The organism is Rhizobium sp. NPDC092011, assembly GCF_044756305.1.
Classification (GTDB): Bacteria; Pseudomonadota; Alphaproteobacteria; order Rhizobiales; family Rhizobiaceae; genus Rhizobium.
This window is the reverse complement of record NZ_JBIVSO010000011.1, coordinates 140,757-155,231: the sequence shown is the minus strand read 5'-3', so window position 1 is coordinate 155,231 and position 14,475 is coordinate 140,757. Positions and strand designations below refer to the sequence as shown.

14 protein-coding genes are annotated in these 14,475 nt (G+C 59.7%); 4 read left to right on the top strand and 10 right to left on the bottom strand.

All coding sequences use genetic code 11. The features are described 5' to 3' along the window. Nucleotides 1–8 precede the first annotated feature (8 nt). Complete coding sequence (locus ACIQJ2_RS30225) at nt 9–149, bottom strand: hypothetical protein (protein WP_199151500.1); 141 nt, start codon at nt 147–149, stop codon at nt 9–11. 258 nt (nt 150–407) lie between these two features. Between ACIQJ2_RS30225 and ACIQJ2_RS30220 the strand changes: the two genes are divergently transcribed. Both ACIQJ2_RS30220 and ACIQJ2_RS30215 read left to right on the top strand, forming a co-directional pair. Then, a complete protein-coding gene (locus ACIQJ2_RS30220) occupies nt 408–1,454 on the top strand; it encodes an NAD(P)-dependent alcohol dehydrogenase (protein ID WP_400673828.1) in 1,047 nt (348 codons plus the stop codon). Between the two features lie 270 nt (nt 1,455–1,724). Then, entirely contained in the window at nt 1,725–3,467 is a 1,743-nt protein-coding gene (locus tag ACIQJ2_RS30215) for a cation:proton antiporter (protein ID WP_400673830.1), read from the top strand. 3 nt (nt 3,468–3,470) lie between these two features. Here ACIQJ2_RS30215 and ACIQJ2_RS30210 read toward each other — a convergent pair whose 3' ends face one another. Together ACIQJ2_RS30210 and ACIQJ2_RS30205 are read right to left on the bottom strand one after the other, a co-directional pair. Further along, nucleotides 3,471–4,379 (bottom strand): acetamidase/formamidase family protein, encoded by a 909-nt coding sequence (locus ACIQJ2_RS30210; RefSeq protein WP_400673832.1) that lies wholly within the window; start codon nt 4,377–4,379, stop codon nt 3,471–3,473. 99 nt (nt 4,380–4,478) lie between these two features. Continuing rightward, nucleotides 4,479–5,534 (bottom strand): alginate lyase family protein, encoded by a 1,056-nt coding sequence (locus ACIQJ2_RS30205; RefSeq protein WP_400673834.1) that lies wholly within the window; start codon nt 5,532–5,534, stop codon nt 4,479–4,481. 322 nt (nt 5,535–5,856) lie between these two features. Here ACIQJ2_RS30205 and ACIQJ2_RS30200 point away from each other — a divergent pair, with 322 nt between their 5' ends. Both ACIQJ2_RS30200 and ACIQJ2_RS30195 read left to right on the top strand, forming a co-directional pair. Then, nucleotides 5,857–6,837 (top strand): alpha/beta hydrolase, encoded by a 981-nt coding sequence (locus tag ACIQJ2_RS30200; protein ID WP_400673836.1) that lies wholly within the window; start codon nt 5,857–5,859, stop codon nt 6,835–6,837. A gap of 342 nt (nt 6,838–7,179) precedes the next feature. Continuing rightward, entirely contained in the window at nt 7,180–8,013 is an 834-nt protein-coding gene (locus ACIQJ2_RS30195) for an alpha/beta fold hydrolase (protein ID WP_400674114.1), read from the top strand. Nucleotides 8,014–8,090: 77 nt separating this feature from the next. Here the strand turns inward: ACIQJ2_RS30195 and ACIQJ2_RS30190 are convergent, their stop codons facing one another. The 7 genes from ACIQJ2_RS30190 to ACIQJ2_RS30160 form a co-directional block, all read right to left on the bottom strand. Continuing rightward, complete coding sequence (locus ACIQJ2_RS30190; protein ID WP_183079448.1) at nt 8,091–8,264, bottom strand: hypothetical protein; 174 nt, start codon at nt 8,262–8,264, stop codon at nt 8,091–8,093. Nucleotides 8,265–9,136: 872 nt separating this feature from the next. After that, entirely contained in the window at nt 9,137–9,367 is a 231-nt protein-coding gene (locus tag ACIQJ2_RS30185; RefSeq protein ID WP_199149424.1) for a hypothetical protein, read from the bottom strand. Between the two features lie 61 nt (nt 9,368–9,428). Beyond that, on the bottom strand, nt 9,429–9,722 hold the full coding sequence (locus ACIQJ2_RS30180; RefSeq protein ID WP_199149425.1) for a cold-shock protein: 294 nt from the start codon (nt 9,720–9,722) through the stop codon (nt 9,429–9,431). Nucleotides 9,723–9,835: 113 nt separating this feature from the next. Continuing rightward, nucleotides 9,836–10,045 (bottom strand): cold-shock protein, encoded by a 210-nt coding sequence (locus tag ACIQJ2_RS30175; protein WP_199149426.1) that lies wholly within the window; start codon nt 10,043–10,045, stop codon nt 9,836–9,838. A 488-nt stretch (nt 10,046–10,533) separates the two neighbouring features. Then, on the bottom strand, nt 10,534–11,586 hold the full coding sequence (locus ACIQJ2_RS30170; RefSeq protein ID WP_400673839.1) for a DUF2218 domain-containing protein: 1,053 nt from the start codon (nt 11,584–11,586) through the stop codon (nt 10,534–10,536). Nucleotides 11,587–11,588: 2 nt separating this feature from the next. Then, nucleotides 11,589–13,592, bottom strand: a complete 2,004-nt coding sequence (gene fhuB / locus ACIQJ2_RS30165; protein ID WP_400673841.1) for a Fe(3+)-hydroxamate ABC transporter permease FhuB — start codon at nt 13,590–13,592, stop codon at nt 11,589–11,591. Then, a complete protein-coding gene (locus tag ACIQJ2_RS30160; protein ID WP_400673843.1) occupies nt 13,576–14,454 on the bottom strand; it encodes an ABC transporter substrate-binding protein in 879 nt (292 codons plus the stop codon). The genes fhuB and ACIQJ2_RS30160 overlap by 17 nt, the downstream gene beginning before the upstream one ends. Between the last annotated feature and the right edge of the window lie 21 nt (nt 14,455–14,475).

Sequence of the window (14,475 nt, the reverse complement as noted above, 5' to 3'; positions counted from 1 at the left end):
CAAGATGCTCAACGAGGGTACTGAATAAGATTATAGTGCAGCAAGACGGCAGGTATCGCCATCAGGATGATAAGAAACATCGCAAGGCTTGCGGCGCGCACCATTTTCATCCGCCGGGCGCGCTGACCGGTCCAGTCATATACTGTCATGATGATCCCCTCCTCGTCCTCGATTATTAGAGAGGCAGGAAATGGAACTCTAGTCAATATTGGCAATGGGCCCCGTGAATAATGAGATTTCCCTAATATTCACAGGGGCCGAAGTTATCAGGCTGCGCCGATGGAGTAGGATTTTGCCGCCGTGGTGCGAAGATCGTTTCGCGACGCCCGACGGAGCGAATATAAGGGACAAGGAATTCGATCCCGAGATGATGGGGTCATGGGATGTTTTGAAAGAGGAAGAGAGCTATGAGCAAGGTGCGTGCCCTGGTGCTGGAACGTCAGCACGAACTGGCGATCCGTGATATCGACTTGCCGCAGCAGGTGGGGCCGGGAGAGGTCAAGATCAAAATCCATACCGTCGGCGTCTGCGGATCCGATGTGCATTACTACACGCACGGCAAGATCGGCCCGTTCATCGTCAACGAACCGATGGTCCTCGGTCATGAGGCTGCGGGCACGATTGTCGAGGTTGGCGCCGGCGTGACGCATCTGAAGGTCGGTGATCGTGTCTGCATGGAACCGGGTATTCCCGATCCCAATTCCAAGGCCAGCCGCCTTGGAATGTACAACGTCGATCCCGCCGTCACTTTTTGGGCGACGCCGCCGATCCATGGCGTGCTGACGCCCTTTGTCGTGCATCCGGCGAACTACACCTTCAAGCTGCCCGACAATGTGAGTTTTGCCGAGGGTGCAATGGTCGAGCCATTCGCCGTCGGCATGCAGGCGGCGACCAAGGCACGCATCACGCCCGGCGATACCGCCGTCGTGCTCGGCGCGGGGCCGATCGGTATCATGGTGGCGATTGCGGCTCTCGCTGGCGGCTGCGCAAGGGCGATCGTTGCCGATCTGGCGCAGCCGAAGCTCGACATCGCGGCACAATATCAGGGTGTGATCCCGGTCAATATTCGTGAAAAGAACCTGCTTGAAGAGGTTGACCGCCTGACGGACGGCTGGGGCGCCGATGTCATCTTCGAATGCTCGGGCTCGCCCAAGGCCTGGGAAACAGTGATGGAGCTGCCCCGTCCGGGTGGGGTGATCGTTGCCGTTGGCCTGCCGGTCAATCCGGTCGGCTTCGACGTTTCCACCGCTTCGACAAAGGAAATCCGCATCGAGACGGTGTTCCGCTATGCGCATCAGTACGAGCGCTCCATCGCACTGATCGCCTCCGGTCGCGTCGATCTGAAGCCTCTGATCTCGGAGACTTTCGCCTTCGAACAGTCCATCAAGGCCTTTGACCGCGCTGTCGAGGCGCGGCCGACGGATGTGAAGCTGCAGATTGTTCTGGACCAGTAAGTTCCAGCCGTGTCACATCGCCTTGCCTTGAGCCTGATATCGGGCTGCGCATCGGCAAGGCGATGTTTTCTGCGAGTTTGATATCGGCGGTAGACGGCTTGGCAAAAGCGATGCTACTGCATAATTCCTGAAATCGATTCCGATTTCAGGAATTATGCAGCAAATCTATAGTGCTACAGCGACCTTTGCGCGTCATATATGACGCGCGGCACTGTAGGTAGCCGGAAACAAGGGGAACAGGCTTGACGCCGTGAAACGGGAAGGACTGCCGTGCCGCACGACGTTGCATTGATCGCATTGATTGCCGCTGGCTTCGTGTTCGCGGCCGTTTTCGGCTACGTGGCCGACAGGTTGCGCCTTCCGCCGCTGGTCGGCTATCTCGTTGCCGGCGTCATCATTGGTTCGTCCACGCCCGGCTTCGTTGCCGACGTCTCGCTCGCCTCGCAATTGGCCGAGATCGGCGTCATCCTCCTGATGTTCGGCGTCGGGTTGCATTTCTCGGCTGCCGATCTGCTGGCGGTCCGTGGTGTTGCAATTCCCGGCGCCATTGGCCAGATCCTGATAGCCACGCTCCTGGGTATCGGCCTCACCTCACTTTGGGGGTGGAGCATCGGAGCGGGCGTCGTCTTCGGATTAAGTCTTGCGGTTGCCAGTACGGTCGTGCTCCTGAAGGCGTTGGAGGAGCGCAATCTGGTCAGTTCGACGAATGGTCGCGTCGCCGTTGGCTGGCTCATCGTCGAAGATCTGGCCATGGTGCTGGCGCTTGTCCTGCTGCCGGCCTTTGCCGGTGTCATGGGCGGCCATGCGGATGCGGGCGATCATGCTGCATCCGGCTCGATCTGGTTGACGATCGGCATGACGCTCCTGAAGGTAGCGGCTTTCGCCGTCGTTGCGATCTTCCTCGGCCCGCGCGTCGTGCCCTGGCTTCTGACCTCCGTTGCCCGCACGGGTTCGCGTGAACTGTTCACGCTGTCAGTTTTGGCGATCGCGCTTGGCATCGCCTTCGGTGCGGCAGAGATATTCGGTGTGTCCTTTGCGCTGGGCGCTTTTTTCGCCGGGCTGGTGATGAGTGAATCCCATCTCAGCCACAGGGCGGCTGCCGACTCGCTGCCGTTGCAGAATGCCTTCTCGGTGCTGTTCTTCGTTTCTGTGGGAATGCTGTTCGATCCGTCGGTATTGATCCGCGAGCCGTTGATGATCATCGGCGTGCTCGCGCTGATCATGCTGGGCAAGGCTTTGATCGCCTTCGGCGTCGTGCTTTTGCTCCGTTATCCCGCCAGCATGGGCTTTGCGGTGGCGGCTGGTCTGGCACAGATCGGGGAATTCTCCTTCATCCTGGCAGGGCTCGGCGTTTCGCTGGGGCTTCTCACTCGCGAAGGGCAGGATCTCATTCTTGCGGGAGCGATCCTGTCGATCACGCTCAATCCGCTGGCTTTCTTTGCCATTGACAAGTTGGAGGCTTGGACGTTTGCCCGATGGCCGTCATTGGCGAACAGATACGGCATGGCAAAGCAGGACGGGTTGCGCCGCGAACTGGCCGTCATCAACAAGCAGCGCGAGGAAAGGGATCGGCAGCATCATCTCGAGATCGAGCAGTTGATCGAGACATTCCCAATGTTTGCCGAGCTGGACGACAATGCGCATGAAGAGCTTCTTCTGCTCTTCCGGCCGCGGTCGGCTTCGCCGGGGGATCGTGTCATTCGCACCGGCGATCGGGGCGACAGCATGTTCTTCATCGCCTCCGGCGCTGTCGAAGTGCAGCTTGAGGAGGACGAAATCCCGCTCGGTGCCGGGGCGTTCTTTGGCGAAATGGCTCTGCTGACGGGTGCGCGCCGGACCGCCGACGTCGTTGCCGTTGATTTCTGTCAGCTCTTCGTGCTGGAACGCCGCGACTTCAACCTGTTCATGTCGCGACACCCGCAGTTGCGCGCCGCCGTCAGCCGAATGGCGAGGGAGCGGCAGGAAAGCAACGTGTCGCGCCAGCGGCGCGACCAGTCGCTCGATGCGGGCTGATGCCTATCTGCGTTTGAGCCAGGATTTAGAAACCCGGCAGGCCATGGTGTAGGCCGGGTCGAAAACATTGCCGACATCGTAGCGGACGACCTGACCGAGCAGATGGCTGGCGGCCGTCTTGTCGAGGCCGTAATCGGAGCCGAGCCAGCGCAGCATTTCGCTGGTGGCATGTTGCAAGGCCTGATCGAGCGGCCGGGCATTGCCGATGGTGAAGATGTCGTCTGCCGTTTCGCCGCGGGGCCAGATGATCTTCTTCTTTTCAACGCTCAGTCGCACCGTCACCTCAAAGGTGGTTTCGATCCCCGTGCCGACGATCTCACCATCCCCTTGCACGGCATGGCAATCGCCCAGAAACAAGAGTGCGCCGGGTGCGGATACCGGAAACCAGACGGTTGTGCCCGGTCCGAGCAATCGATAGTCCATATTGCCGCCGAACTCACCGCTGGTGGCCGTCGATATCGCCTGACCGAGCGATGGTGCGACCCCGAAACAACCGATCATCGGCGACAGCGGCAAGGTGAAGTCCTCAAGGCCCGCGACCGGCTCGGCAAGCTTGGTCGTCAAGGCCTGGCGGTCGATCTGCCAGATTACCTTCTCGCTTGGGGGCAGCGCGCGCACGTCCTGGGGATCAACGACATTTGCGGCCAAGACGCTGCGGGTGAAACCCGTATCCCGTGTCGGCACCATGCTCAGAATTTCGACCTTGAGGGAATCACCCGGTTCCGCACCTTCGACGTAGATCGGGCCATTCATCGGGTTCGGGCCTGAGATGCGATTGATATCGTGTTTGTCGTAACCGGCTGCATCGAGCGTTTCGGTTATGACGGTATCGCCGTCGGCGACATGCAAGGCCGGCGGCAATGAGCCGATGACGTTGTGGAAACTATTCGGAACGAAACGGTGCGTTGTCATTGCGTTTGCAGCCTTTGTGCGTTTGGACCCAACGAATGTTTTAAGCGGCCGGGGCATCGTCGAAAAGACTGCGGTGAAGAGGAAAATTGCTTCCTTCTATCAGGCCGGCGGCAGACCACCGAGATAGGGCACGCTGCGCGCGGTCAGCTTTTTCACCAATGCGGCAAGCTGGGTGTTTGGGAAGCGACGCTCAAAAGGGGTGGCCCATGCGATGTCGTCGGCATGAAAATGCATGGCTTCCTGGGCAACTCCGGCTTTCGCTGCAAATAAAGAGGGATCATCGATGCCTGCAACGACCAATCGAACGAGACGGGACAGGGCGTTGTCGTTGGTCTTATAGAGGTCGATGCCGTTGGCTGAGGCCAGTTCTGCCATTGTCACGAGCGGGGCGGCGGCGAAGATATGATAATGCAGCGCCCGAGATCGCCGCTCCATTTCTCGGGGCATGGTTCCATCAGGCTGGATCTGGCTTGCTCCGATTTTGAAGCTGCCCACGCCCCAATCGAACAGATCTTGCCGATTTGCGGCGATCCCCGCGGCCATGGCGGTAAAACCGGCCCAATAACGGTGATTGTTGCGGCCGTCGCTCTTGTCGTCTCGCTTCTTGTAGTAGTCGATGTTTCGCGAGGCGACATCCGCGAGCCAGGTCGTGATCTGCGTCCGCTCTTCCGCCGGAATGTTGCCATCCGAGCGGATCTTGAGCCATGCGATCGCGAAGGAGCCGAGGGTCCAGCCTTGCACGTAAACGGCCTGGTTCGTGGCTGTGTCGCCGGTCAGCGCGCCGCTTGCTGCAAAACTCCCGAGGAAATGCGCGGCGCAGCGAGCGCTTGCTTCATTCCCCTCTGTCCGATAGCGGTCGGCCATGCTGATAACATCTCGCATTGCCGAACGCAGGCCATCGGTCGCCGCATCATAAGCTTTCTTGCGTACGGGATCGACGATGGAATGGGCCGCGTCGGTATAATAGTCCGCAGCCTTGATCGTGCTCGGCAGTTCTGGCGTCGGCGGGCATGTAAACGTATCGCTCGTCTGGACCGCGACGGGGATGTCCCATGGGCTTCGCATGTCCGCGGCCCGTCCATGTGCAGTACCCACAAGCAGGAGAGGGAGGGTCAGCACGGCGGACTTCAGACTTAAACCATTCAAACGGGACATTTTGACACCGGGCTTGTGATCGCGTGTTGGCGGCTGATTGCCACATCACTATTGTCGGGTTGATGGCGATTTTGCGTTCATCTTTCACCGCGTCGTGCCGGCTTCCGATCTTATTCGCCGTACATCTGGCAGACGCCGCGGCAATGCTTGCGTCGCTGGCGATCTATCCCGTCATTCCCGCTGCTTGACACAAGGCGCAATTCTGCGACCGTAGCATCGCGACATCCCGTTCGGCCTTGAGGGAAAAGGCTTATCTATGAATGAGTTCCGGCCACCGCGTTGTATATCCCGCCTTGCCCTGGCAACCGTTGTCGTGGGAGCCATGAGCCTCTTTGCCGCCGTATCGGCGTCGGCAGATGACACGACGGATTTGCCGCCTCAGACCAAGGCATCGAGTGAACAGGTCGAGAAGCTGATCAGCGCCATACGTGACAATGGCGCGATGTCCGACAAGGATCTGTTGCAGCGGCGAGCGGATTTCGAGAAGCTTATGGCGTCGACACCGGATGCGACGCGCGTGCAGATCCGCCGCGTTGATGCAAACGGGGTCGATGCCGACCTCATCTGGCCGGCCCGGCTGCACCATCCGATTGGCCGGCGTGCCATTCTCTATCTGCATGGCGGCGGCTTCTATAGCGGTTCTCTCAGGACGCACCGAAATATCGCCTCCGCACTCGCCAAGGCGGCCTCCGCAGATGTTTTGCTCATCGATTACCGTCTTGCGCCCGACTACAGCTTCCCGGCACAGATCGACGATTGCGTTGCCGCTTACCGCTGGTTGACGACATCGGGATACAAGCCGGGAAACATCGTCATTGCGGGTGAGTCAGTCGGGGCGACCCTGGCAATCGAGGTCGTCCTCAATCAGATGCGCCTTTCAGGGCCACTTCCCGCAGCCGTTATCGCCATGAGCCCGGTCACCGATTTTGGCGCATCGGGACCGTCGCTGATTGCCAACGCCGCCAATGATCCCTTCATGGGCAAGGACGAGTTGGCGACCATTCGCCGTGCATTTGCACGCGACCATTCTGCGGTGGATCCTGCCTTGTCGCCGCTTTACGCCAAATTTGCTGGTTTTCCTCCGCTGCTAATACAGGTTGGTTCGCGCGAGACGCTGCTCGACGACAGCAAGCGGTTGGCGGACAAAGTGCGGGAGGCGAATGGCAATGTTGATCTGGAAATCTGGCCCGGCATGACCCACCAGTGGCAGATTTTCCCCTTCTGGCTGGACGATGCCAGAAGGGCGATTGGGAGAGCCGCTGAGTTCGCTATTTTGCATTTTGCGGACAAGCCCGGGCAATAGGCCAGGGCGGCGGTCCGACCATCCATGGTCAGGCAATCATATGGTCCGGTGAGGCGGAGTTTCATTGGTCGATGCCGTTCCAGTAAATTGTATAGCGCGATAAATAATTGGAAGATAAATTTTATTGTAGACAGCGCGATGGAAGCCCGCTATGCATATCAATATCGCGATAATAAATCGCGCGATATTAAATATGTGGAGATTGAAATGAGCCAGTCGATCCATCAAGCTACTCGCCGGGGTGTCATGGCGGCAGGGCTCGGTCTTGCCGCCGCAGCCGCCACGCCCTTCGCTCAACCTGCACAAGCCTCTACAAAGCAATCTTCGAAAGGTAAGGACACAATGAGCAGCAACACGATCACCACCAAGGACGGAACTCAGATCTTCTACAAGGATTGGGGAACGGGTCAGCCGATCGTCTTCCATCACGGATGGCCGCTAAGCTCGGATGACTGGGATGCCCAGATGCTGTTTTTCCTCAATCAGGGCTATCGCGTCATTGCTCACGACCGCCGTGGCCATGGCCGTTCGAGCCAGACGGCGACCGGCAACGAGATGGATACCTATGCCGCCGATGTGGCGGCGTTGACGGAACATCTGGGCCTCAAGGGGGCTATCCATGTCGGCCATTCGACCGGCGGTGGCGAAGTCGCTCGCTACGTGGCGCAATATGGCGGCCACGGACGTGTTTCGAAGGCGGTTTTGATCGGTGCGGTGCCGCCGATCATGGTCAAGTCTGACAAGAATCCCGGCGGCTTGCCGCTTGAGGTGTTCGACGGCTTCCGCACAGCGCTTGCCGCCAATCGCGCTCAGTTCTTCCGCGATATCCCGGCCGGCCCGTTCTATGGCTTCAATCGCCCCGGTGCTGCGGCGTCGCAGGGCGTGATCGACAATTGGTGGCGCCAAGGCATGATGGGCGGCACCAAGGCACATTACGATTGCATCAAGGCCTTCTCGGAAACCGACTTCACCGAAGATCTGAAAAAAATCGAAGTGCCGACGCTCGTCATGCATGGCGATGACGACCAGATCGTGCCGATCGCGGACTCAGCGCTTCTCTCGGTCAAACTGCTGAAGAACGGCACGCTGAAAATCTACAAGGGCTTCCCGCACGGCATGGCCACCACGCATGCGGATACCATCAATGCGGATCTGCTGGCTTTCTTCAAGGCCTGATCCGACTGAAAGACGGGGCGCCCGCCATAAGGCGGGCGCTTCACAGCCTGCCGGGTGCTGTTCTCACCCCTGCCTTTTCAGCTGTCGAGTTTCAACGAGAGCTGAACGGCGCGCGGCAAGGGCGGAAGCGGCCGGCTGATTTCGACACGGCGCGTCCAGCTGGCGCGCCGTTCCTGTTCGCGCTCCCGAAGGGCCTTCGAGACAGCGACAAATGTCATTGCACGTTCGATGACTTGCTCGGCTTTTGTCATGGAAAACTCCATTTGTTCACTTTATGTTCTCATGAAGAGTTCATATTGTCAAGACAGAGGTGAATGCCGCCCAGCCTCTCCGCTTGCAGCGCGAGGCGCGTCGCAATCTGTGCGGAACGATCCAATGCGGGGTTCCCTAGAGCATGTCGCGCAAAAGTGTGCGGCGGCTTTTGCGGCCACGACATGCGTGAAATCAAAGAGCTAAAGCGCGTGAAGCAAATCTTAGAGATCGCGACGCACTTTAAACGAATGTCAGATCGCGCTTATGCTCTATGGGCGGTTTGCGGGTTGTCGCCTCCCCCGATCCGCTCGCATTTCTCCGCCGCACACTTCCTGAAATCGGAAGTGATCTCAGGACCAAATCATGCGGCCGATCCAAAGTGCTGTGGCGACCTTGCCGCGTCACATATGATACGCGGCGCTGTAGCGGCAGGGCAGGGTGGGTTGTTTGCCTGTTGAAGCCAGGAGACTTTCAAGCCGTGCCGTAGTGTCGGCAACAAAAAAGGCCGGAGCGAAACGCGCCGACCTTCCTGAAGTCGCTTCCAAACCAATGCCAGTACATCCGTGGTCAGAAGAAGAAAGCGAACCGAACATTGCGAGCGTCAAATTTCATCAGCGCTCACCAGCAACGTTCTATCCCTATATAGACCATCATTCCGGTCATTGCAAGTGTTGTGAAATTTATTTCTAATGATCGGTAACTGGGGCGGCGCTGATGGAACGATTTTCGATAGCGCTGCAAGGCGAACCGGGATTGACCGGGCAGGTATGGCAATGGGCATGAGGCTAGCCCAGGTCGATTCGAAGCTGGATTTGCTCTCCTCTTCGCGGCGACCAGGCCATTGCCGATGACCTCTCGGAGATAGCCCAATCTATACGCTACTGCGGCGTACGGCCTTTTTCTTTTCCTTTGCCGGCTTGTCGGCCTTCAGTTCTTCCGTGGCTTCCTGCTGTAAACGCAGAGCGCGCAGGGCTTCGGTTTTCTTTTCTCGGGCGGTATTTTCCGCCGCAACGATGCTTTTTGCCAGGCTATCGGTCGTCGTAGCCTTATCGTTACGGATGGATGCGGTCTTCTTGAAGAATTGTCCTTTGGTAGCGGTCATGATCGCTCCTTTCTGCTGGCGGCAAATGCGGACCTTTGTTCGGGCACAGGCAGATTAGGCCCTATCGGATGACTTGCTTTCTGGTTCCCTTGCCAAGGGGTTTCAGCCACGGCTCTGCTTTGGATGACGCCGATCCCGATTGGTCGGTGAGCGGATCCGTGCAGAGTTTCTCGATTTCCGTCGCCGAAATACGCCGTTCGAAGCTCTCGTGCGTGAAGCGAACCTGGTAGTTGGCGTCGTCAGTTTCGGAGGGAAGCAGACTCAATATGCGGCATACCCTCGGCGCTGCCTTTAGTCGGGTGAGATCGGCCTTCATGACCACGAGGTCGCCGATCGAATATTTCATTCCGCTCATCGCATCCCCATACTGATGGTTCGCAGAAATACAAAAGGCCGGGGTTGCCCCGACCTTTCCGTCACCTAGATCATTGCTGCCAGTACATCCGTGGTCAGCATGATGAATGACAATTAGATGGCTTTCAGATTGTCAGCAGAGCTCTTGCCGGTCTTGCGATCGCGTACCAGCTCGTAGCTCACCTTCTGACCTTCTGCGAGAGAATTCATGCCAGCGCGCTCAACGGCGGAAATGTGAACGAACACATCCGTCGCGCCATCTTCGGGCTGAATGAAGCCAAAGCCCTTGGCGCTGTTGAACCACTTTACGGTCCCTGAAGTCATGGTTGATTCCTTTCAATTAGGCACAGAATTTCTTTCTGCTGAAAGGTTCTTTCAGCAGTATTGCAAACCGAAATTGAAAGAAAATTCGCGCCACGCTTTCGCGCCAACAAAGATCATCAAGCAAGATCGACGGTTACTAACATAAGGGCGAAATAGGGCGAAGGCAAGACTACATTTCGAAGTCGATGAGCCAAACTGCGTTGCGCCTGATGGTTGCAGAAAATCGGCGCGATGTCTGCGGCTTTTGTGAGTGTGTCCGTCGTAATTATTTCAGTACGACTTGGGAGATGTGTCGGTCGCATTTGATTGGCGTTCGGCGAGCGTCCGGGCACCGGCCTGCTCTGAAGTCCTTCTCATATATCGGTGCTGCTCGAACCATATCTCGAGGAGTGCAAACGTGGTGCACGCGTCCGGCTTCGGCTTCAAAAGCAGCTATCAGCAAGGAGGAGATATCGTCCTCCTTGCGTGATTGTTGCAGAGACGGTGTGTCAGCGTTGCCAATAGCCGGCAACGCTGAAGCTTGCCTGTTCCTTGGCTCTCTCGCCCTTCATGAAGGACCGGATGGCGCGGGCCTCGGTCTGCTCGCAGCCGACCCAGACATAGGTTTCCGGATCGCATCTCGGCACGATATTACGGACGATACGCTCCAGCGCACCGGTCGTTCCGGCCGGCGCCCCATCACGGTGAAGCCAGGTGATGTTCATGGAGGCGTCGGAGGTCAAGGGCTGTTCCTCGAGCCTGTCCGCGACTTCGAGAATGACGCGCAGTTCCGCATTGGGCTGCATGGCTGCGGCAATGCGCGCGATTGCCGGCAACGCTGTTTCATCACCGACAAGGATGAGCTTACGGGCGGTAGGCACCCCACCTCCGCCCGGACCGATGAGGCCGGCGCGATCACCTGGACGGGCGTTCAGGGCCCAGGTGGCTCCCGGGACATTGTCACCCTCATGCACCACGAAGTCGATGTTCATCTGGCCGCGCGCCAGATCGATGCTGCGGATCGTATAGGCGCGGATCGTCAGCGCGTCGTCGCCCTTGGGCCAATGGATCCGGCCGTCTTCCTCCGTGTGCGGCCAGACCGGTTCGCGATCTCGCGGGGGGATGAGCAGCCTCACATGCAATCCGCCCTCGACGAAGTGCCTGATGTCGTCTGTCGCGACCACGACCCGGCGCATATGTGGGGTGAGCCCGTAGGCGTCGACGACGCGGACCTCACGGAAGTTCGGAATGATCGACGATTGCGGCCCGTCGGCCCAATTGAGGTCAAGCGGGTGGTGCGCAGCCAGTTCGAAGAGGTTTTCGGCGACCATGCTGCGGATGGTGAAGAGCATTGCGGCAGTCGGGCAACGCAGCTGGATGTCGAGGCGATTGCTGGAAACGGCGATGTCGGCGCTGCCGATGACCGTTTCCAGGCGCGCACCCGAGGCGCTGCGCGTGATGGTGACATGTTCGGCAAAGCGCGCGCAGAACTGCTCCAGTAGCTGTCCGGCATCCTCGTGTGTGGCAGTGCCGGAAGCCGTGAAATCCCTTGCATGCATCATTGCTAAGTCTCCTTTCGGGTCAGGAACCAGATGAGATACGGGCCTCCGATCAGGGCCGCGAAGAGGCCGACCGGCACCTCGTAGGGGAAGATCACCATGCGCGAGAGCCAATCGGAGAGCGTCAGCAACATGGCGCCGAGCAGGATGCTGGCGAGCAGTTGCCGGCTTGCACCGTGAAAACCGATGAGGCGCGCGAGATGGGGAGCGATCAATCCAATCAGGCTGAGAGGCCCGACAAGATAGGAAGGAATGGCGGTCAGCAGGGCGGCGACAAGCGCCATTAGCGCCCTGCAGACTGCAACAGGCAGGCCGATTGAACGGGCGACACTACCGCCCAACGGCAGGATATCGAACCATCGCCGTAACAACGGCAACACCGGAATGAGGATGGCAGCGGAGACGATGCCGATCCAGGCCTCGAAGGCACCGGCACGATTGGTCGAGCCGGACAGCCAGGTCAGCAGGAGGTAGCCCCGCAGGTCGCCACGAGCGAGAACGACGGTAACGATCGCCATAGACAAGGCGCCGATCGCCACGCCGGAGAGCAGCAGCCGTTCCGGTCCGAACCCGCCGCGGGCGCTGATCGTCAGCATCACGAGGAAGGCGAGAAGCGCGCCGAGCGTCATGGCCGTAATCGCGATCGCGGGTGAGGGGAAGGCAAAGAAAAAGAGCGCGACGGTCAGGCCCGCTCCGCCTCCAGCGCTGACGCCGAGCACTTCGGGGCTGGCCAATGGATTGCCGGTTAGCCGCTGCATGATGAAGCCCGAGGCCGCGAGCATCGCACCGGCGGTGGCCGAAACGACTGTCCTTGGCAAGCGGAATGGCAGAAGCTCCAGGAACTGGCCGCCTGTTGCCAAATGCCATCCGTCGGAACTGCGACCGATCGACAGCACCAAGGCAAAGAGAAGGATGAGGGTGATGCCAAGCAAAATCAGCGACCGCTTGGCCGATGCAAGCTCTCTCCAGGCATGAGCGGCGCTCTGTGGCCGAAGACCATTGGCGGAATGCAGTCTTGGCATTAGCAGAAGCAGCAGCGGACCGCCCAGGAGGGCCGTGACCGCTCCCGTCGGCGCAAGATCCGTGAAGCCCGGCGAGAGCAGCTGGACCGCGCAATCGCTGAGGAAAAGCAGGCCCGCCCCGGCAAGCGGAGCGGCAATCAACAGCTGTCCGGTGCGGCGAGCGCCGCAAAACCGGGCGAGATGCGGCGCGGCGAGGCCAAGAAAGCCAATGATCCCGACCTCTGCCGTCACCGAGGCGGAAAGCCAGACTGCAAGTGCCAGAATGGCAAGACGTACGCCCTGGAGCGCAAGCCCAAGGCTTTTTGCGCTGTGATCGTCCAGGCTCATGATGCTCAGCGGGCGGATCAACAATGCCGCGGCCGCAGCGCCAACTGCAAGGCGAGGCGCGAGCGCAATAACGCCGTTCCAGTCTTGTTGGTTCAATGCGCCCGCACCCCAGATAAAGATGGACATGGCATATTCGCCGCGAGCCAGAATGATGGTCACGCTGAGGGCGGAAGCGACCAAGGTCACCATCGTGCCGCATAGCGCCACCGTCATCGGCTCGAGGTCCCGGCGCCAGCTCAGGGTCAGCACGACCGCGACGGCAGCCACTCCTCCCGCGAAGGCGGCGATTTCTCTTGGGATGCCGATCAGCAGTGGGAAAAAGCCGATCGCGATCGTCATCGCCAATTGAGCGCCGGCGGCGATCCCGAGGGTTGAGGCGTCGGCGACGGGATTGCGCAGGACGCGTTGTAAGAGCACGCCGGATAGTCCGAGGGCCGCGCCGGCGATCAGCGCGATCGTCGAGCGTGGCAGTAGGCCGTCGACGAGCAGGATGCGGTTGAGAACGGCAGCGTTGCCCAGATCGCCGGCGAGTTGCGGGCGCAGTATGACCAGCAATGCGAAGGCCAGAATGCAGGTGACGCCGAGCAGAATGCCTCCGAGAGCGAGCGGCCCGCCCGTGGTGCTCGTGACAGTCGCGGGCCGTTCAGCCGTTCCATGCATGGGTGAGCCCTTCCGCAAGGAGATCGGCGAAACGCCCCGCGGCCGGTAGCGCCCCATAGGGATTGATCGAACCCAGAGCGAGGACGCGGCCGGCCTGCACTGCAGGCAGCGCTCGCCAGAACGCACTTTGCTGCAGTTCGGCAAATGCTTCGGCGGGGTGCGGCGGGATCAATACGATCCACGCGTCAGGCATGGTCGCCAACTGCTCTATTCCGACAGGCGCGGTGGCGGAGTAGCTCGTCAGATCCGGCCAGGCGTTGGCAAGGCCGGTTCGTTTGAGGACCTCGCCGAACATGCTGTCGGAGCCGAAAACGCGGACATGCCTGGCGTCGCCAAGGTTGATGGGGAGGATGGGTCGGCGGTCCCCCTTGGCGAACTGCCTGCCGTAGGTTTCGAGCTTTGCTCTGGTCATGTCGACGAGCGTGCGTCCAGCTGACCGCTCAAGGCGGTCACCGAGCGCAAGGGTCATCTGTTCGGAGAGCTGATAGGGGCTCGCGCCGGGCTGATAAACGGCGTGGCTTTCGACGGGGGCGATCAGGCGCATGCGATCGTCTGCCCAGGCATAGAAGTTGGAATTGAAGATCAGCTCAGGTTTGGCCGCATAAAGCACTTCCAAATTCGGCGTGCCGCGCAGACCGAGATCGGCAATACCGGCGGGTACCGTAGGTGTGACTGCAACGTCCCTGAACTGCAGCAGCTCGGTTCCGGCAACGACATTGGCGCCGATGGCCAACAGGGTTTCCAGGATTGCCCAGTCGAGCGTCGCGACCCGCGGGCCGGCCGCCGCTCTTGCCGGCGCAATGCCTGCAACTGCACCGGCTGCAAGCGTTGCCGTTGTCAGAAACTGCCGACGTGACAGCATATGATCGTGTCGTGCAATCAT

Excerpts from the sequence above, each read along its gene's own strand:
- ACIQJ2_RS30225 (WP_199151500.1), bottom strand. The coding sequence starts at position 149 with ATGACAGTATATGACTGGACCGGTCAGCGCGCCCGGCGGATGAAAATG.
- ACIQJ2_RS30220 (WP_400673828.1), top strand. The coding sequence starts at position 408 with ATGAGCAAGGTGCGTGCCCTGGTGCTGGAACGTCAGCACGAACTGGCG.
- ACIQJ2_RS30210 (WP_400673832.1), bottom strand. The coding sequence starts at position 4,379 with ATGACAACGCACCGTTTCGTTCCGAATAGTTTCCACAACGTCATCGGC.
- ACIQJ2_RS30205 (WP_400673834.1), bottom strand. The coding sequence starts at position 5,534 with ATGTCCCGTTTGAATGGTTTAAGTCTGAAGTCCGCCGTGCTGACCCTC.
- ACIQJ2_RS30200 (WP_400673836.1), top strand. The coding sequence starts at position 5,857 with ATGAGCCTCTTTGCCGCCGTATCGGCGTCGGCAGATGACACGACGGAT.
- ACIQJ2_RS30195 (WP_400674114.1), top strand. The coding sequence starts at position 7,180 with ATGAGCAGCAACACGATCACCACCAAGGACGGAACTCAGATCTTCTAC.
- ACIQJ2_RS30190 (WP_183079448.1), bottom strand. The coding sequence starts at position 8,264 with ATGACAAAAGCCGAGCAAGTCATCGAACGTGCAATGACATTTGTCGCT.
- ACIQJ2_RS30185 (WP_199149424.1), bottom strand. The coding sequence starts at position 9,367 with ATGACCGCTACCAAAGGACAATTCTTCAAGAAGACCGCATCCATCCGT.
- ACIQJ2_RS30180 (WP_199149425.1), bottom strand. The coding sequence starts at position 9,722 with ATGAGCGGAATGAAATATTCGATCGGCGACCTCGTGGTCATGAAGGCC.
- ACIQJ2_RS30175 (WP_199149426.1), bottom strand. The coding sequence starts at position 10,045 with ATGACTTCAGGGACCGTAAAGTGGTTCAACAGCGCCAAGGGCTTTGGC.
- ACIQJ2_RS30170 (WP_400673839.1), bottom strand. The coding sequence starts at position 11,586 with ATGATGCATGCAAGGGATTTCACGGCTTCCGGCACTGCCACACACGAG.
- fhuB (WP_400673841.1), bottom strand. The coding sequence starts at position 13,592 with ATGCATGGAACGGCTGAACGGCCCGCGACTGTCACGAGCACCACGGGC.
- ACIQJ2_RS30160 (WP_400673843.1), bottom strand. The coding sequence starts at position 14,454 with ATGCTGTCACGTCGGCAGTTTCTGACAACGGCAACGCTTGCAGCCGGT.